General features: G+C 59.6%; 15 protein-coding genes. 4 read left to right on the top strand and 11 right to left on the bottom strand.

Features of this window, described 5'->3' with window-relative positions; all coding sequences use genetic code 11:
- Positions 1–127: 127 nt before the first annotated feature.
- From FHS09_RS13730 to FHS09_RS13715, 4 genes are all read right to left on the bottom strand, one after another.
- Positions 128–1,678 (bottom strand): TonB-dependent receptor, encoded by a 1,551-nt coding sequence (locus FHS09_RS13730; protein ID WP_246395020.1) that lies wholly within the window; start codon positions 1,676–1,678, stop codon positions 128–130.
- Positions 1,679–2,086: 408 nt separating this feature from the next.
- Complete coding sequence (locus FHS09_RS13725; RefSeq protein ID WP_183460830.1) at positions 2,087–3,022, bottom strand: class I SAM-dependent methyltransferase; 936 nt, start codon at positions 3,020–3,022, stop codon at positions 2,087–2,089.
- An 83-nt stretch (positions 3,023–3,105) separates the two neighbouring features.
- Complete coding sequence (locus FHS09_RS13720) at positions 3,106–5,721, bottom strand: TonB-dependent receptor plug domain-containing protein (protein ID WP_183460828.1); 2,616 nt, start codon at positions 5,719–5,721, stop codon at positions 3,106–3,108.
- Positions 5,722–6,199: 478 nt separating this feature from the next.
- Positions 6,200–6,502 carry a HigA family addiction module antitoxin gene (locus tag FHS09_RS13715; RefSeq protein WP_183460827.1) on the bottom strand — a complete coding sequence of 101 codons (303 nt, stop codon included), beginning with the start codon at positions 6,500–6,502 and terminating at the stop codon, positions 6,200–6,202.
- 156 nt (positions 6,503–6,658) lie between these two features.
- Here FHS09_RS13715 and FHS09_RS23410 point away from each other — a divergent pair, with 156 nt between their 5' ends.
- Positions 6,659–6,901, top strand: coding sequence for a FitA-like ribbon-helix-helix domain-containing protein (locus tag FHS09_RS23410; RefSeq protein WP_183460825.1), 243 nt, complete (start codon positions 6,659–6,661; stop codon positions 6,899–6,901).
- On the top strand, positions 6,898–7,338 hold the full coding sequence (locus FHS09_RS13705; RefSeq protein WP_183460822.1) for a PIN domain-containing protein: 441 nt from the start codon (positions 6,898–6,900) through the stop codon (positions 7,336–7,338). The genes FHS09_RS23410 and FHS09_RS13705 overlap by 4 nt, the downstream gene beginning before the upstream one ends.
- A 71-nt stretch (positions 7,339–7,409) precedes the next feature.
- On the opposite strand, the gene FHS09_RS13700 is transcribed toward FHS09_RS13705, so the two are convergent.
- The 7 genes from FHS09_RS13700 to FHS09_RS13670 form a co-directional block, all read right to left on the bottom strand.
- Positions 7,410–8,171 carry an ERCC4 domain-containing protein gene (locus FHS09_RS13700; protein WP_183460820.1) on the bottom strand — a complete coding sequence of 254 codons (762 nt, stop codon included), beginning with the start codon at positions 8,169–8,171 and terminating at the stop codon, positions 7,410–7,412.
- 62 nt (positions 8,172–8,233) lie between these two features.
- Positions 8,234–8,626, bottom strand: a complete 393-nt coding sequence (locus FHS09_RS13695) for a type II toxin-antitoxin system VapC family toxin (RefSeq protein ID WP_183460818.1) — start codon at positions 8,624–8,626, stop codon at positions 8,234–8,236.
- Positions 8,623–8,859 carry an AbrB/MazE/SpoVT family DNA-binding domain-containing protein gene (locus tag FHS09_RS13690; RefSeq protein ID WP_183460816.1) on the bottom strand — a complete coding sequence of 79 codons (237 nt, stop codon included), beginning with the start codon at positions 8,857–8,859 and terminating at the stop codon, positions 8,623–8,625. The genes FHS09_RS13695 and FHS09_RS13690 overlap by 4 nt, the downstream gene beginning before the upstream one ends.
- A gap of 154 nt (positions 8,860–9,013) precedes the next feature.
- Positions 9,014–9,274 carry a DUF2442 domain-containing protein gene (locus FHS09_RS13685; RefSeq protein ID WP_183460814.1) on the bottom strand — a complete coding sequence of 87 codons (261 nt, stop codon included), beginning with the start codon at positions 9,272–9,274 and terminating at the stop codon, positions 9,014–9,016.
- A 48-nt stretch (positions 9,275–9,322) separates the two neighbouring features.
- Positions 9,323–12,223, bottom strand: coding sequence for a TonB-dependent receptor (locus FHS09_RS13680; protein ID WP_246395018.1), 2,901 nt, complete (start codon positions 12,221–12,223; stop codon positions 9,323–9,325).
- A gap of 120 nt (positions 12,224–12,343) precedes the next feature.
- Positions 12,344–13,366 carry a FecR family protein gene (locus tag FHS09_RS13675; protein ID WP_343057486.1) on the bottom strand — a complete coding sequence of 341 codons (1,023 nt, stop codon included), beginning with the start codon at positions 13,364–13,366 and terminating at the stop codon, positions 12,344–12,346.
- Positions 13,367–13,794: 428 nt separating this feature from the next.
- Positions 13,795–14,322: an RNA polymerase sigma factor gene (locus FHS09_RS13670; RefSeq protein ID WP_183460810.1), complete on the bottom strand. Its 528-nt coding sequence runs from the start codon at positions 14,320–14,322 to the stop codon at positions 13,795–13,797.
- A 251-nt stretch (positions 14,323–14,573) separates the two neighbouring features.
- Between FHS09_RS13670 and dnaX the strand changes: the two genes are divergently transcribed.
- Entirely contained in the window at positions 14,574–16,589 is a 2,016-nt protein-coding gene (gene dnaX, locus FHS09_RS13665) for a DNA polymerase III subunit gamma/tau (protein ID WP_183460808.1), read from the top strand.
- The gene (locus tag FHS09_RS13660; protein ID WP_183460806.1) at positions 16,586–16,930 is read left to right on the top strand and encodes a YbaB/EbfC family nucleoid-associated protein; all 345 of its coding nucleotides are present in this window, start codon (positions 16,586–16,588) and stop codon (positions 16,928–16,930) included. Before dnaX ends, FHS09_RS13660 begins: the two co-directional genes overlap by 4 nt.
- Positions 16,931–16,942: the final 12 nt, after the last annotated feature.

Genomic DNA, 16,942 nt, shown 5'->3' with positions numbered 1-16,942 from the left:
TGCAGGGCAGGCTCCCACATGAATCTGAAGCCAATTCGGGAGGGAACCAACTCTGTGGGAGCCTGCCCTGCAGGCGAAAAAAAGGGGCGCCGATCGGCGCCCCTCATTTTTGCTTGCCAGGTCCTTTTTAGAACTGGTAGCTGACTCCGGCCCAGGCGTAGCGGCCTTTGTAGTCCAGGGTGCTGTTCCAGTCGCCGGAACCTGAGCCATCGGTGGGCTCGCGGTCGGCCAGGTTGTCAACACCGGCGGTCAGCCGCAGTGCGTCGCTTACGTCCCAGCCCGCGTGAAGGTCCAGGTAGGTGTGCGAGGGCACTTCCCGGTAGGAGGTCTCGCCGTCACTCAGATGGCGGACATCCAGGCCCAGGCTCCAGCTGTCCGCGAACCAGGTGACACCGGCGAGGCCGCGCCATTTCACGTACATCTCGCTGGAAGTCCCCACATAGCCCAGCTTGTCCCAGGTCTGGTCAGTCTGCTCGTTGTATTCGTCATACTCCAGCAGGCGGGACGCCTGCAGACGCAAGGCCAACTGTCCGGCATTGAAATGCAGGTTGTTGATGATATCGAGGTCCACACCGCGGGTGCTGATTTCACCGATATTCATCTTTGCGCCTTCCAAGTTGGTGACCTGGCCTCCGGCACCGCGGGTGATCGCGGCACAAGCAGTCTCGATGCCATCGCGGTAGCAGTCGTCCAGCATACGCTGCAGGTCCGGAGAGGTGATGGCGTTTTCAACCTGAATATCGAAGTAGTCCAGAGTGATGGACAGGTCTTCGACAAAAGCCGGAGTCCAGACGATGCCGAAGGTGTAGGACTCGGCCTCTTCCGCGTCCAGGTTCGGATTGCCGCCGATATTGGTGGGAACCTGGCTGCCGCTCTGGGTGAAGCCCGGGCCTACCATGCCGCAGTTTGCGCCCTGGCCTTCCTCGTTGCTCTCGCTGGTGTCACAGGGGTCGATCAGGTACTCGTAGCTCTGTGCGGTGCCACTGAAGAGTTCGTAAATACCTGGAGCGCGGAAGGAGGTGGAAGCACTGGCGCGGAAGCGCAGGTCTTCGATCGGAGCGTAGACTAAGCCTACTTTACCGGTGGTTTCGCCGCCGAAGGTGTCGAAGTCGGAATAGCGAACCGCAAGGTCAGCGGACAATTCTTCCGCATACTTGGCACCGGCCAGAATAGGCAGGTTGAATTCGGCAAACACCTCGGTTACAGAGTAGTCCCCTTCGGTGGCTTCCTGCTGGTTGCCAAAGGTGTCGCCACTTTGGGTTTCCACGCTGGGATTGAACTCACCGGACTCTTTGCGGTACTCCACGCCCGCTGCAAAACCCAGGGCGCCGCCCTGGAACTGGACAGCATCTATGTCTCCAGTAAGAGAGACGCCATAGTTTTCCAGTTCGTACTCGTTGTCTTCCCTGTCGGCGTAACGCATATAGTCGATCACCTCGGGGCTCATGCCGCCGGCAAATACCGGCTCGATGCCCGCGGTGCCATTGAGGATCTCCTGCAGCTTGCTCTTGCTATAGGCGTTGGCGATCACGTTTTCGCCTTCGTTTTTGCCGTAGCTGGCGAATGCGTCCCAGCTCCAGCTGTTGGCTAGGTCGCCGCGAAGGCCGGCGAGGAAGCGATAAGTATCCGTTTCCTGCTCGTAGTCGCGGGTGCCGCCGGCAACCGGGCGAATGCGCATGTCTTCAAAGCCCGCCTGCCAACTTTCGCTGGGGAAGGGGGATTCTTCGTCTTCCGGATTGCTGCCGTTGGCGACCCAGGCGTCATGGGCTTCCTGCCAGGCAGTCTGCAGTTGCGCCTGAATTTCGGCCGGCAGATGTTGTTCTTAATAAGGTGTTCTTCCCGCCTTATTCGGAGGTGGGAAGATAGGCATTTGTGGCGAAATGAAAAAATCCAACAATGGATCGAGCATCTGCTTGCGACCACTACAGCTAGTGTGATCGTTTTTTTTCATTAATCACCATGAGAATGGAGTTATAGAAAAAACGCGACGGACTCCTTGCGTGGTTCGAGACGCTCGCTATGACCTAAGTCCGACGGATTGCTAGTCTGTTGTGAAGGATTTTTTGGCAATCAATACATCAGCCTATTACTTCACCAAATGTAAATGAATGCCTATCAATCCTAATTGGTTGTTGAAGTTGAGCGAATCGGCTGAGGAAAAACCTATCTCACGACTTTTTGCAAGAACATTCTTAATGTCCGTATCATTAAGTGCGGCATTTTTCATATCTAATAGGCGGGCGTGAGCTGATTCAAATTCGGCTTTTCTACTTTTGAGCTGGGTCAGTACTCTTTCCGTACCAATCGCGCGCAGTCGTTTCATTGGTTCAGCGATTTCCGCGATCAGCGAGCTGCAGAGTTGGTTTCCGCTGAACTCCAGGCGAAAATCATTAATCGTTTTATTGAGTTGCGTCGAAGCCTGTTGGTTCGTCGGGCATCCGGTAGTGGCGATAATTTGAATGAATCCAATTGCCGCATCGAATATTCTGTACTTCTTCATGGCGGATTCGTAGATTGAGGCTTCAGACATAGAGGGTGCGACTATTGAGGATTTCTCGTGGTGGCAGACAAAGTGCGCCGATGCTCCAGTCTTTAGGACGCGGAAAATTTCTTTCAGTGACAGGTTCCAGTCGCTGTATTCGATGCCGAACTGAGATGTAACAAGGTCAAAGTGCTCTTGCGAAAAAGGAAGGGACTCACAAGGGGTGTTGCTGAAGAAATTGATAGATTTGCGCAGTTCTTTAGTTTTTAAGGGTAGTTGCTTAACACTTTCGGAAATAACTGCTGCATCAGCGGCATAAATCGACACGTCTTTATTAGAACGGGAGATTTTATCTGCAGCAATACTGGCTATGGCCCCGTTTCCGGTGGCCACATCGAGAATCTTGCAGTGGTTCTCTAATGACAGGAATACCTCTTCCCAAAAATTCCGAAGATTGCCAGTGTAATTTGTGGGTAGGGTTTCTCCAAAAGTTGTAATAAAACCCTGGTTCCAAAAATCATTCCAGTGTTTTTGATTCATGGTCAATACCTATTTAACAAAAAAGGGCCAACAAAGTTGGCCCTTTCCCTTTCTTAAGAAAGCTTAAGAATATTTTCGCTTCATCAGAAGCTCATTGTGTACTCGGCATAAACCATGCGACCGGTAGCATCGTACAGGTCGTAGTGGTCACGTGCGAACTTGCCGTCTTTATCCATTACCGGCTCTTCGTTGGTCAGGTTGCGAGCGCCAACCTTGATGGAACCGAAAGAGTCGGTGCTGAGACGGTATGCCAGATTCAGGGTAGTCCAGGAATCCAGGTCTTTACCGCTCTTGAACAGCTCGCCGCTGTCGGTTACATCGGTGAACTCATCGTGAGTGGAGATGTAATCAACGGTCAGGTCAACTGCGTGCATACCCATGCTCCAGCCGAACACGAACTGACCACGCAGATCCGGGTACAAGTTGAAAGTAGCTACGTCCTGAACCGGCCCCTGGTAGTAGGCATCAGTTTCATAGGAAAGCTGATGGCTTACCAGGGTGCCTAGGCTCAGCATGCCAATTGCAGTGTCAAAGCTGCCGTCAACTTTGATGTCGACTCCAGTCACGTCCAGTACGCCGGCGTTGGTGGTTTGAGAGAAGAACTCAGTCTGAGCGCCGGTACCGGTAGTGTAGATACCTGAAGCCGGATCCAGTTCTATGCCGGCAGCCAGGGCATAGAAGATGCTCTGAGCGGTTGGCTGCAGGATTACGTCTTCAACTTCAACATTCCAAAAGCCCAGGTCCAGAGTCCAGCCGTCAACAAACTCCCAGTTACCACCGATGGACAGGGAAGTGGAGGTTTCCGCATCCAGATCTTCGTTGGTGGAGTAGTAGGTATCCCACTGACGGGACAAGCCGGTAGTTGGATCAGTTGCATCTTCAGCGGAGAAGGCGGACGGACCGTAGAGTTCGTCCAGAGCCGGAGCGCGGAAGCCTTTACCGGCGCGCGCGCGCAGAGTCAGGCTGTCGGTCACGTTGTAAGTGGCAGACAGAGACGGTGCAACGTTGGAGCCGAAATCGCTGTAGTTGTCGTAGCGAACCGCAGCATTCATTTCGATCTTATCTGTGACCGGAATCACGGCTTCGGCGAATACTGCAGCTACGTCGCGGTCACCGCCGGAGGAGTTGCCCGAGCTGCCGCCGACCAAGCCGGCTTCAGAGGCGGAGTCATACCTGTTGGCGTACTCGATTTCGTAAGCCTCGGCACCCGCCAGGACGATGGTTTCGCCGGCGCCAAAGTAGTCACCAGCATTAAACTGCATGTGGCCGTAAACTTTGGACATGGCGGTGTAATTGTCCTGGGTAGTAGTGGCGCGCATGGCTCCTGCACCTTCCGGAGAGAACGGATCGATACCTTGCTCCATTACGTAATCGAGACCCGGGTATGACAGGTAGTAGTAGCCGAGTTCTTTGGATTCGTAACGACCGCGCTGTACGTAGGTTTCGTAGCTGACGCTGTCGGTGATGTCACCGCGGAAGCCCAGAGTCAGGTCGTACTGGGTGTCGGTTACGACGTTGTCGCGGGGGCCGATATTGGTCCAGCGATAGTAACCGGTGATTTCATAGTCTTCGGTAATGGAGCCGTCTGCCAGCAGAGCATCTACATCGAACGGTACGTCAGAGTAGTCAGCCGGCATGTTGTCCCAGGAAGCAGCGGGCGGCGCGTAGCGACCGAAAGAGTCCACCTTGGAGAACAGAGCGTTGGTGAAGAGTTCGACGTTGTCGGAGATTTCGTAGTTGGCGCTCAGAAAGGTGTTGGCGCGCTTCAGCTCAGCTTTGTTCGCAGAGACGTTGGCGTAGGGGTAGGCACACAGGGTGCCATCCGCTTCACCGAATGCCGCTGCACCGGTCTCCATAAATACTGGGTCACTGGCGCAGCTGGTGGCTGCCTGAATGTCATAGTAGTCGGTAGTCGGGTCATAGATTTCGATGGTCTTGCCATAGTAGGACCAGCCATCGGTGTCGTTATAGGCGTCCAGACGGCCGTCACCGTCGTCGCGAATCCAGGCAGCTGTGTATTCGCGATCGCCGTCGAAGATCGGGTCGCGACGGTTGTATTCGGCAGCGAAGGTAATATTGCCGCGCTCACCGGTGATACCGGTTACGAAGCTGAAAGACTCTTCAATACCGTCGTCTTCGGAGCGGTCACCGCGACGAGCGGAGAATTCTACGCCATCGAAGTTTTCACGCATTACCATGTTCACAACACCGGCAACCGCGTCAGAACCGTAAACAGCAGAGGCGCCATCAGCCAGAATATCGATACGTTCAACGGCGGCCATCGGAATCATGTTCAGGTTGATCGACGCAGCGCCCAGGTTCGGAGAACCGGGCATACGACGGCCGTTGATCATTACCAGGCTGCGCTGAGAACCGAGACCGCGCAGGTCAACGGTGGCGTTGGATTGAGCTGAGCTACCTGAGCGCTCGTTGAAAGAGCCCAGAGAGTTTAGGGGAGTCGAGCGCAGGGTGTCTGCGATCATCAGATTGCCCAGAGCTTCGATGTCAGCGCGGTCCATGCTCACAACTTGAGCAGCTTCGTCGAAGTTAGTGCGTTTGATACGCGAACCGGTAACCACAACCTCTTCCACCAGAGTCGCATCTTCCTGCGCAAAAGCGGGCATGGCCGGAACCATTACTGCGGCTGCGGTCAGGCCCAGGGCCCCTTTCACAGCAACAGACAGGATGTTCTTTTTCATTGTAAATCCTCTCTTGATCGTTGGATTTATAGTGTTTGCCTTGAATGGCGATGTTTAGAAGCGGCTACCCCCAAGTAGCCACTTCCCTCCCAACACAGCTATTGACGGGTGGCACGATGGTTCCCTCAAAAAAATCGCATTTTTTTTCCTTAACTTCGCAATGTCAGGTTTGGGAGGTTGGTTTTGTGTGTTTTTTGATCAACTTGGGAGTGCGAGGAAAGGACGCCCCGTTCGGGGTGGGAAGGACCTGAGGGGGCTAGAACCGGGGAGTCACGATGCCGTAGAAGAAACGGCCTATGGCGTCGTAGTTCAGAGCCCGTTTTGCTGCCCCCTATTCGCCAGCAAGGCTGGCTCCCACAGGGGAGGGAAGTTTTGACTCGATAGTATTGGCTTAGGGAGTTGCCGGTTCCGGGCGTCGGATGCCTCGGGAGGTCTTCCATCTTCTCCTGGGTCCGCCCCAGCGGCCTTGAGGCCGGGGTCACGCCACTTGGCGAGGGGCCACTTCCCTGGCGATTTGATCCGCTTGCTCGATCTGTGCGACCCGCAGGTCGTATTCGGCTTGCAGAGTCATCCAGAGCTGTGGGGTGGTATCGAAGTAGCGGGCCAGACGCATGGCCGTATCCGCGGTTATGCCGCGCCTCTCCCTAACTATGTCGTTGATGCGCGGCGCCGGCACATGCAGCGCCTTTGCCAGTGCATTGGCGCTTATGCCCAGCGGGACCAGGTGGTCCTCGCGCAGGATTTCGCCCGGGTGGATGGGGCGCATGCCGCTGTTGAACATATTTACCTCCTCGGTGGTAATCCTCGATGGCCACATCTGCTGGGCCATCCGGAGTATATCGAATAACGTTAAGCGTCAAACTGGTGGCCACAAGCCTTGTTTGTGTTTCATCCAGGGTGGAACCATAATGGTTCCATTGTGTATGGAGGTGTGGCTATGGCTACTGTAACGCTTAAGAATATTCCAGACGATCTATATGGGCGCTTGAAGGAATCTGCGCAAGCGCATCACCGCTCCATCAACAGCGAGTTGATCAGTTGTTTGGAACTGGTGCTTGTCCCCAGGAAGGTAACTCCAGAGGAACGTTTGGTCAGATTGCGGAGTAAACGCCCGCGATTCGACTCCGATGCCGTTTCAGTCGAGGAAATCCGGAAGGCCATTGAAAGGGGGAGGCCGTGATTGTTGCCGACACCAATGTCATCACCTATTTGGCGTTGCCTTCACCTTATACGCCCCAGGCTGAACAGTTGTTGCTGAGGGAGTCGGAATGGGTTGCACCTGCGCTTTGGCGCAGCGAGTTTCGCAATGTCCTGGCGCTCTATATACGCAAGTCTCTGGTCAGTTTCGAGGAGGCCCTCGCTGTGCAGGCGGAGATGGAGGATCTTCTGAGCGGGAATGAATATGAGGTCACATCTCTGGATGTACTGTCTCTTGTAAACAAAAGCAGTTGCTCGGCCTACGATTGCGAGTTTGTGGCGTTGGCAGCGAGCCTGAGGGCTCCCATGGTGACCATGGACAAGAGACTGGCCAGTGCTTTCCCGGAAACGGTCGTGTTGCTGACTGAGTATGCGAATGATCCGACCGCTGAGGTCGGGGAGCCAGATCGAACTCGATAATGCAGCGCCATGGATGACAAGTATTGAACTTGTTGCCCGCACCGTTCGCCTGCAAGCAGGCTCCTACAACGCTAGCTGGCTCTATGGGCAGCCCCGCAAGATCTGTTGGGGCGACTGGAGGCCCGCTGATTCTCACCTTTCCTCTTTGTCACCCGATAGATCCCCGGCGCTTCGCTTACCAGCCAGCGGATTCGTCGCGCCAGTTCCCGGCCGAGGTTTTCCACTGTGGCCAGCTCGCTTTCCTCCGCGTTCATTATCGCGGCTATGCTGCCGAAGCGGGCGAGCAGCGCCCTGGCCCGGCGCGGTCCTATGCCTGGGAGCGATTGCAGTAGCCGGCGCTGCACCAGGTGCTTATCCCCGGCCCGGGTGCCCAGCGTTTCATTGGGGCAGGAGAGCGCGGGCAGCGGTGCCTGCAATTTGCCTCGCTCGTGCTGGCGGGCCGCGTAGAGCATCACCCTGGCGCTCTCCTCAGGCAGCAGTGTACGCAACAGCGGAATGTCCCAGAGGAGGGCGATCTTCACCAGTGCACCCTGAAGGATACGCCTTTCCCGCTGGCCAGCGCCCGGCGGCTGCACGCGCCCTTCGACAATGAGCGCGACGCGACGGTCAGGCTGCTGTGCGCGCCAATGGTAGAGGCGGCGCGCCTGGTCGAACAGGCGGCCGTCCGCGAGGGAAAGACGCAGGTCGGTGGCGGTTTTGCGTTCGAACAGCAGCTGATCGCCCACGCGGTAATCCCCGAGAGGCAGCGGCGCGCGCTCTATACAGATGTTTTGCCTGCGCAGTTCGTCCAAGAGGGCCGGTGACTGCTCGCGGTGGTCGACGGTGATCAGCATGGCGGGCCCTTCCGGTATCGCCTGAAGTCTCAGCGGGGGGGCAAGATGGGAGTAATGTACAGCTATAACAGCTCCATTCCGCTCCCGCGCGCCTTTTTGTCGAAGGTGAGGACCTTTGTACAATTGTGTTCGCTGCACACGGTTGCAATCAGAGTGTCGCTGAAATCGGTTCGCGCGGACGCGCAATGCTTGAGTGCAAGGTACGCCAGATCTGCTCGCTCCACCAGGAATTGCTTGGTGGCCAGTATGCCCTGCAGAATGTGGACGACTTCCGCCTTGGCCAGGTTGTAGCAGCTCTCCAGCACCCAGGAGACCTCGACCAATGTAACCATGGTGATGAATCCCGGTTTGGTGGCGCTGAGTTGTGTCTCGATCAGGCGAGTCGCTGTTTTCGACTGTTCTGGATCATCCTGGGTGAGGTATCTCACGATGATGTTGGTATCCAGGCCGATCATTGGCCGCTCGCCCGTTTCCTGATTGCCCGATTCATTTCTTCCACGGAGACCGGCTTTCCGGCGTGGACTATGCCCCGCAGCTCGGTGACATCCCGGGTTGCGGCCACGACCTCGTAACGTCCATCGCCCACACGTACAAATTCGACTCGATCTCCCGGCCCTATGTGGAGGTCGGAGCGGATCGCGGCCGGAATGGTGATCTGGCCTTTGCTGGTCACTGTTGCTGTGCTCATTGGACGGTTCCGCGGATAGATAGAAATCCTTACCAAGTGTAAGGAGTTTGTATCGGAAGTCAAACGGCCCGCGACTTCGGTTGGGGAATTTCAAAGAGTTCTGTCTTCAGGCGGAAGATTGCTGGTGACCAGTGTGTCTCGCCGGTGTTTTGGATCAGGCGACTTTGCCTTGGTGTTGGGTCATATCGCGGCGCCCGGCCAGCAGGCCTTCGACGGAAATGTCTTCATCCAGTTGGTCCCAGTGAAGGCCGTTGCCGGAGTAGCTGATACGATAATCCGCGAGTTGCTCGGGGGTGGCGTGCAGGAGGCGGGGAAACCAGGCGAGGGGAACGCCGAGGGAGCGGCCGTCATCGAGTTCGACCCACATGGTGTGTTCGTCGAAAGTGAGGGATTTGGCTTTAACTGAAGTGCTCATTCCAGGCTCTCTCGATGTGGCCGTTCTCGTGCGCCGTGGGCACCGACGCTAAAAGCTATAGGCGAGGGTGGTGTACCAGTAACGACCGCTGAGATCGTAGGTGCGGCCGTCGTAGTTGTCGTTGAAGGCGGTGGCGGCAAAAGGGGGTGCCTGGTCGAGCAGGTTGTCGATACCCGCTGCGAGACGAAGCCCGACGGGCAGGGAGTAGGCCAACTGCAGGTCGTGGCTGGACCAACTGTCGATACGGCGGGTGACCCGCTGCTCATCGATAGTGAAGGACTCCTCCAGGGCGCCCACATGGTGAATGGTGTAGCCGCCCTCCCAGCGCCCCTTGCTCCAGTAAACGCCGGTGTTGGCCTTCCACTTCGGCAGGGAGCCGGCGCCGCCGCTGGCGGGGTCGACGAAGGTGCCTGCCAGATCCTCGGTGGGGCTGCCGGGCGCCGGCTGATCCAGGTAGCGCTGTATATGACTGGCGTTGAGCGACCAGCGGAGCTGGCCGATATCCTCGGAGAGGTATTCATAGCGCATCGCCAGGTCCAGGCCGCGTACTTCGCGGGCGCCGATATTCAGCCGCCTGGCCACTATTTTGATGATATCACCGCGCTCGTCCCGCAGTACCCGGTCGGCGAACAGCGCCTCCCTGGCATTCTGGTCGATCAGGTACTGGGGGCTGGTATCGATCACGTCGTTCTGGCGGATATCGAACATGTCCAGGGTTGCGCTGAAGCCTTTGAGCTGTGCCGGGGTCCACACCAGTCCCAGGGAGCGGTTGTCGGAGGTCTCCGGCTCCAGTTCCGCATTGCCGCCGAACTCGGTGAGGTACTGGATGCGCGCGCCGTCCGCCTGGCCGCGGCAGCCGGGCAGGGTGTTGGCGTCGTTGCGGGTGCAGGGGTCGAAGAGGAATTCCTGGCTCTGGTAGCCGGTCTGGTTCATGTCGATCAGGGTGGGCGCCTTGAAGCCGGTGGCGTAACTGGCACGGACCATCAGCGAGGGCCAGGGACGCCAGCGCAGGGCGAGTTTGGGGTTGGCGGTGTTGCCGAAATCGCTGTAGTCGGAATAGCGTATTGCGCCGTCGAGCCACAGTTTGTCCGCCGCCAACGGCAGGGAGATTTCCGCGAACACCTCGCCGATTATGCGCTCCCCCTCCGCGGCTCCGGAGACGTTGCTGCCGATAAAGGACAGGCCCATGGCGTCGGTGGACTTGAAGTCGATCGCCTCGCGGCGAAGCTCCACGCCGGCTGCGGCGAGGATCTCCCCGGTGCCGGAACTGCCTACGATCCCGTCCGCCACATAGGTCAGCGAAACCATGCGGCTGGCGCCATCCACCTCGCTCTCGGCGCGGATAAAGTCCAGTTGCGCATCGTCTATGCTGCCGCTTGGGCCCAGCAGGTTCACCGGCACGCAACCGCTGTCCGCGTTGCATTGGCCGGGGCCCTTCAGCCCCATGGAGAGCCTGGTGGGGTCGATAAGGCCGTTCAGGATCTCGGAGGCGCGCGTGTAGTGCGTGGCCGCGGTCAGTTCCCACTGCCAGCTGTCCCAGTTGCCCTTGAGGCCGGAGTTGAAGCGCCAGGTCTCGGTGCGGTTTTCCTGGGTGCGCGGGCCCAGCTCCAGTATCCGCTTGCGCACGTCGGTGATTTCCTCCCCGAAGGGGTTGTGGGGACTGTCCGCGGCGATGGCCAGGTCGCCGTTGTCGAAGCGGGTGAATACCGGCGTGGGAGCCATGGTGGTTTGTGCGCGGGTGCGGATACCCATGGCCTCCACGAAGAGTTCCACTTGGTCGTCCAGGTCCAGGTCGCCTGCCAGGTAGGCGGAGTCGCGCCTGGAGGGGACCACCGCCGAGGTGTACCCGCGGTAGTCGTAGCGGTCCTCCTGGCTCCAGGTGCGGTAGCCGCCGGCCGCGGTGTTGGTGACCACTTCGCCGCTGCCGAGGGCGATATAGCCCGCCGGCGATGCCGCCGAGCGCAGATCGGTGCCGCCGCGGGAGCGGTTGTCCGCCGATTCCGAGAGTTCGCGGTCGCGGCTCATCAGCACTCCCTGGCGGTAACGCGAGAGGCTAAGCATCAGGTGGCCGCGGTCGCCGGTCTTGCCCCAGGTCATAGAGTGGGAGCCAGTCTGCTGATCGCCGCGCTTGGCCTCGCCGAAGTAACTGTTTACCGAGAGGCCGTCGAAGTTGCGCCGCAGAATGATGTTGACCACACCGGCAATGGCATCGGAACCGTAGACCGCCGAAGCGCCGTCCTTGAGGATCTCTACGCGCTCAACCGCGGAGAGTGGAATGGTATTCAGGTCAGCCGCTTCGCCGCCGAAACCGTTGCTGACGATGCGCCGACCGTTGATCAGCACCAGGGTGTTGCTGGCGGGCAGGCCGCGCAAGGTGACGGTGGCGGTGCCGTTGCCGCCGTTGCTCACCGACGTGCTGGTGGAGTTGCCGGAGACCGCCGGCAGGAATTTGAGCAGTTGGGCTACCGTCTGTGCCCCGGTGATTTCCAGTTCCGGCTGGGCCAGTACGTCGATAGGGGCATAGCTGTCCAGTTGCAGATGACGCAGGTGGCTGCCGGTAAGGCTGCTGCCGGTGACGGTGATCTCCTCGGTCTGGGCGGGCAGATCGTCGCCCCCGGTCTCTTCCGGGGGAGTATCCCGTGGCACCACGGCAACGGCCGCGGGCCCATGGCGGTGATAGGTAAACGGAGAATCCCGCAGCAGTGCCTGCAGTGCCGGCTCGAAATCGCCGGCAGCGGTTTCCAGGGTCTGTTCCGGGAGCTTGAAACTGGTTGCCGAGGAAGCCTGTACCAGTACCGAGATCCGGCATTCGCGGCCCAGTGCAATCAGTACCTGCTCAAGACTGCCTCCTGGCAGGTGGACGCCGGACTTAGGGCAGCCGGCAAGTGCCCCATGGGAAAGCCCCATGACGGTCGCCAGCGACAGTGTGGCCCAGTGCCGGATCTTCAAGTGGATGCCTATATTGTCTGTGCGGTTGCCCAACCCCTGGGGGAGGGGCGTTCATTCTTCTGCTGTGTTGTTGTGACGCGGGGGGTGTATAAGAAATGACCGCCCAAGCGGGTTTATAACTCAGTTGCGCTTGGGTGACAAGAGAGTCAGGTTAGGGTCACTGTGATCCTGTTGCAGATCCAGTGCGGCGGCGATGGCCGTAAGGGTGTTGTCCGGGTCGGACAGTTCGAAAGTGCCGGACAGGGGGCGATCCCGCACGCTGGCATCAGCGACGGCGGGAACCGTCAGGTAGCGGTTGAGTTCTTCAAGTGCCTCTGCCAGCGGGGTGCGATCGAACACCAGGACCCCGCGGGTCCAGTCCAGCGCCTCGTCGGCGGAGGTATTGCCGACCTGGCCGATGCCGACGGCGGAAACGCTGACTTTCTGGTTCCTTTTCAGCTTGACCGACTCCGGCCGCAGGCCGCTGGCGGCCTGCGCCTCGCTGACCGCTACGGTGCCGCCGGTGACGGAAACCCGGGTATTGCCGGGATTGCGCTCCACGTTGAACTTGGTGCCGAGCACACGAATATTGGCTCTGCCCGCGGCGACGCTGAAGGGGCGCGCGGTCTGCCGCGCCACCTCGAAGTAGGCCTCGCCCCGCAACAGCTGGGCGCGACGCTCTTCTCGGCTGAAGGAGACGCGCAGTTCGGTGTTGGTATTGAGCTGGACCTGGGAGCCATCGGCGAGGGCCACGGTGCGGGTCTCGCCCACCGCTGTGACGTAGGTCTGCTGGCGGAAATCACTGTTGCCAGCCAGCCACTGGTTGCCCACCCACAGGGCGACTGCCAGGCAAGCGGCGGCTAAGCCGCCGCCCATCAGCCACTGGGGAAGATTCCAGACCGCCGTGCCGTCGGCGGCAGCGTTGTTGTCACTGTGGCCTGCACGAGGGCGGGGAGCGCTTTCGGGAAAGAGTTCATCGACAGGCAGGTGGGCGAGGGCGCCCAGATCTCCCCACAGCTCGGACATCTCGTCAAAGGCGCGGCGGTTGTCGGGGGACTGCGCCATCCAGGCGGTAAACTCGCGCCTGTCGGTGGAGTTCAGGGTATCCGAGCGCAGGCGGGCGATCCAGGCACATGCCTGATCCAGCCTGTCTTCATTTGGCACCCCTTCATTTGGCACCTTTTGTACGCCCGTTGAGTCCACCGCTCTTACCTTATATTCAAACTAATTGTTGGTTGTTCAAAGCCCTAAGGCTGCGCCCCAATCTGGGGCATTCTGGCAAAGTGGTTTATTTGGCGCGATTCTTTTCGTGCGGTGCCACTCGTGCGCAATAATTGTTGACTATACGCCAAAATTTGATTTTTTATCTTTTTTTCAGTTCTGTTTTTGTACTTGGATGCCCGGTCTCTGAGATGAGACGGCCAACCAGCCCTTCCCCTCAAGTAAATTCGCGAAAAATCAGCACCGGCGTGCACAAAGCCTGTGCGCTTCTTCCCGTTCCTGCAAATCTTTTGCGGTGAGAGGGAGAAAAGCTGCGTCGGTGGCAATGGGCAGCCACTTTTTGTGTACAAGGATTGAACAGATTCATCGAGTCAGTGCCCCCTCTCCACGCGTCGGCGACAGACCTTGAGTGCCTGCAGGATATACTTTTCCACGCTGCTCACCGAAGTGTTCATTTCGTGGGCAATCTCGCTGTAGGAGAGGCCGCGGGTACGGTGTAGAAGGAAAGCCTGGCGGCACTTGAGGGGCAGGCTGTCCATGGCGTCGTAGATTGACTGCAACTGTTGCCTGGCGGCCAGCACCCGCTCCGGGGATTGGTGGTCGGCGTGGTCGTCGCCGACGGTCTCGCCCTCCGCGGGCAGCTGTTGGCTGACGTACTCCATATGCAGCTTGCCGCGGCGCAGCTGGTCGACGGCGAGATTGTTGGCGATCTGGTAGAGGTAGGCGCGGGGGTTGTCCAGCTCTTTTTCGTCGCTGAGCTTCTGCAGGCGGAGATAGGCGTGCTGGGCGATGTCCTCGGCATCTTCGGTGCTGCGGACGATGCGCGCCACAAAGCGCACCAGCGCCTGGCCGTGTTCGGCGAACAGCCTTTCCAGAAGCGTTTTTCGCGCTTTATTCATCGATCAATGGAACCCCGTACTACGCTCGCTGTGTTTGTTATGTTGCGGGCTGGCGCACAGTTATAACACAGGCCCCGGTTTGTCGACGAGCGCGAGCTATCCCCCTTCCGGCTTGGAGAGCTCAGGGCGAGACTCCAAACAGGCTCATTCTTATATAGATAGACTCGCGCTATGCCTCGACGGCGATGCCGTTATAATGTGGCTCGCCTTTCAACGATGGGACTTGGCGCCGGCGGGGCGCTGGAGATTGGATGAGTTATCAAGTACTGGCGCGCAAGTGGCGGCCGCGATTATTCCGGGAGATGGTGGGGCAGGAGCATGTGCTCCGGGCGCTGATCAATGCCCTGGACAACGGCCGCCTGCACCACGCCTACCTGTTCGCCGGTACCCGGGGTGTGGGCAAGACCACCATCGCTCGTATCCTGGCCAAGTGCCTCAACTGCGAGAGCGGTGTCAGTTCAGAGCCCTGCGGCCAGTGCGGCGCGTGCAGGGAAATCGCCGAGGGTCGCTTCGTCGACCTGATCGAGGTGGACGCGGCCTCGCGCACCAAGGTGGAGGATACCCGCGAACTGCTGGAGAACGTCCAGTACGCGCCTACAAGGGGCCGCTACAAGGTCTACCTGATCGACGAAGTACACATGCTCTCCAACAGCTCCTTCAACGCGCTGCTGAAGACCCTGGAGGAGCCACCGCCCCACGTCAAGTTCCTGCTCGCCACCACCGACCCGCAGAAGCTGCCTGTGACCGTGCTGTCCCGCTGCCTGCAATTCAACCTCAAGAACATGAGCCCGGAGCGGGTGGTGGGACACCTGCGCTTCGTGCTGGAACAGGAGATGGTGCCCTTCGAGGAGGGTGCTCTGTGGCACCTGGGGCGCGCCGCCGACGGCAGTATGCGCGACGCCATGAGTCTCGCCGATCAGGCCATCGCCTTCGGCGGCGGCGTGATCGCCGAGGCGGAGGTGCGCGCCATGCTCGGCAGCATCGACACCGGACTGGTGTGGAAACTGCTGGAGGCGCTGACGGAAGAGAGCGCCCCGGCGCTGTTCGCTGCGGTGGAGGAGCTGGCCCAGCAGGCGCCGGACTACAGTGCCGCACTGGCGGAACTGGCCAACAGCCTGCACCGCATCGCCGTGGCCCAGGTGCTGCCGGAATGCGTGGACAATGCGCTGGGCGACGGCGAGCGGTTGCGCCGGCACGCCGCCGGCATGGCGCCGGAGAATGTGCAGCTCTACTACCAGATGGCACTGCTCGCCCGCCGCGATCTGCCCCTGGCACCGGACCCCAGGAGCGGCTTTGAGATGGCGCTGTTGCGGATGCTGGCATTTCGGCCGCAGGGGGTGGCGGATGTGCCCAGGGCCAGGATCGGGACCCGGGAGGAGGCCGCGCCGACTGAGATTGGGGAGCGAGAGGTTACTGCCGAAGTACAGCAGCCGGAAGCGGCTGTCGTGGAAGCGCCTGCACCTGAGGAGAAAATCGGGACCCGGGAGGAGCCGGTGCCGCCTGAAACCGGGAAGCGGGAGATCGTCGTCGCCGTACAGCAGCCGGAGACGGCCGTCGCGCCTGAACCTGGTCCCGAGCCAGTGCAACAGGGCGGGGAGGATCGGGCTACTTTACCCGAACAACCGGGTCGGCAAGTGGAAGCGGCGGAGGTAATCCCCACGCCGTCGTTCCCAGGTCCCGAACATCGAGTCCCGAGCCCCGATCCCGACCCCAAAGCCACCCTGCGAGAACAACTGCGCCGGCAGGTGGAGGAGGTGGAGACCGCTCCCGCACCGCCTCCCCAGGGGCCCGGGTCCCGGGTCCCGGGTCCCGAAAACCGAGCGCCGAACTCTGACAAACCGGCGGCCCGCCTCGACGCCCTTACCCCCGGCAGCTGGCCGGCGCTTTACAGCCAGTTGGGCGTCAGCGGCATTCTCCACTCCATCGCCTTTCACCTGGAACTGGTGGGCCGGCAGAACAATAACCTGTCTTTCACCCTGGACCAGGCCTACAGCAGCCTGTATGACGAAAATCACCAGCGCCGTCTGGCGGACCTGCTGGGGGATTTTTTCGGGCAACCGGTATCGGTGCAGATCCAGGTGGGCGAAGTGCAGGGTGGCACGCCCGCACGCCTGGCGGCGGCCACCCGCGAGGCCCGAGACGCCGCGGCGCGCGACGCGCTGGCCCGCGATCCGCTGGTGGGGGAACTGCAGGCTGAACTGGGTGCCGAACTGGTGCCGGATTCGGTGGAATATCTCGACGAACTCGAAAGTGAGCAAAGCCAATGAAAGGTTTGGGCGATTTGATGCAGCAGGCCCAGAAGATGCAGGCCGAAATGCAGGAAAAGATGCAGAAGGTGCAGCAGCAACTCGAAGAGCTGCGGGTCTGTGGCGAGGCGGGTGCCGGCATGGTCAAGGTCACCATGAACGGCCGCCACGATGTCACCCGGGTGGAGATAGATCCCGGCCTGCTCGGCGAAGACAAGGAAATGCTGGAGGATCTCCTCGCTGCCGCGGTCAACGACGCGGTGCGCCGTGTCGAGGAGGAAACCCGGCAGCTGCAAAAAGAGCAGTTGGGGGGCCTGGCCTCCGGTATCAATCTGCCGGAAGGCTTCAAGTTCCCTTTTTGATTGTTGTTCCGA

This window comes from Microbulbifer rhizosphaerae, assembly GCF_014191725.1.
Lineage (GTDB): Bacteria > Pseudomonadota > Gammaproteobacteria > Pseudomonadales > Cellvibrionaceae > Microbulbifer > Microbulbifer rhizosphaerae.
The sequence above is the reverse complement of the archived record's forward strand: the minus strand, read 5'-3'. Positions and strand labels throughout refer to the sequence as shown.

Excerpts from the sequence above, each read along its gene's own strand:
- dnaX (WP_183460808.1), top strand. The coding sequence starts at position 14,574 with ATGAGTTATCAAGTACTGGCGCGCAAGTGGCGGCCGCGATTATTCCGG.
- FHS09_RS13725 (WP_183460830.1), bottom strand. The coding sequence starts at position 3,022 with ATGAATCAAAAACACTGGAATGATTTTTGGAACCAGGGTTTTATTACA.
- FHS09_RS23410 (WP_183460825.1), top strand. The coding sequence starts at position 6,659 with ATGGCTACTGTAACGCTTAAGAATATTCCAGACGATCTATATGGGCGC.
- FHS09_RS13695 (WP_183460818.1), bottom strand. The coding sequence starts at position 8,626 with ATGATCGGCCTGGATACCAACATCATCGTGAGATACCTCACCCAGGAT.
- FHS09_RS13715 (WP_183460827.1), bottom strand. The coding sequence starts at position 6,502 with ATGTTCAACAGCGGCATGCGCCCCATCCACCCGGGCGAAATCCTGCGC.
- FHS09_RS13720 (WP_183460828.1), bottom strand. The coding sequence starts at position 5,721 with ATGAAAAAGAACATCCTGTCTGTTGCTGTGAAAGGGGCCCTGGGCCTG.
- FHS09_RS13670 (WP_183460810.1), bottom strand. The coding sequence starts at position 14,322 with ATGAATAAAGCGCGAAAAACGCTTCTGGAAAGGCTGTTCGCCGAACAC.
- FHS09_RS13690 (WP_183460816.1), bottom strand. The coding sequence starts at position 8,859 with ATGAGCACAGCAACAGTGACCAGCAAAGGCCAGATCACCATTCCGGCC.
- FHS09_RS13685 (WP_183460814.1), bottom strand. The coding sequence starts at position 9,274 with ATGAGCACTTCAGTTAAAGCCAAATCCCTCACTTTCGACGAACACACC.
- FHS09_RS13660 (WP_183460806.1), top strand. The coding sequence starts at position 16,586 with ATGAAAGGTTTGGGCGATTTGATGCAGCAGGCCCAGAAGATGCAGGCC.
- FHS09_RS13700 (WP_183460820.1), bottom strand. The coding sequence starts at position 8,171 with ATGCTGATCACCGTCGACCACCGCGAGCAGTCACCGGCCCTCTTGGAC.
- FHS09_RS13730 (WP_246395020.1), bottom strand. The coding sequence starts at position 1,678 with ATGCGCATTCGCCCGGTTGCCGGCGGCACCCGCGACTACGAGCAGGAA.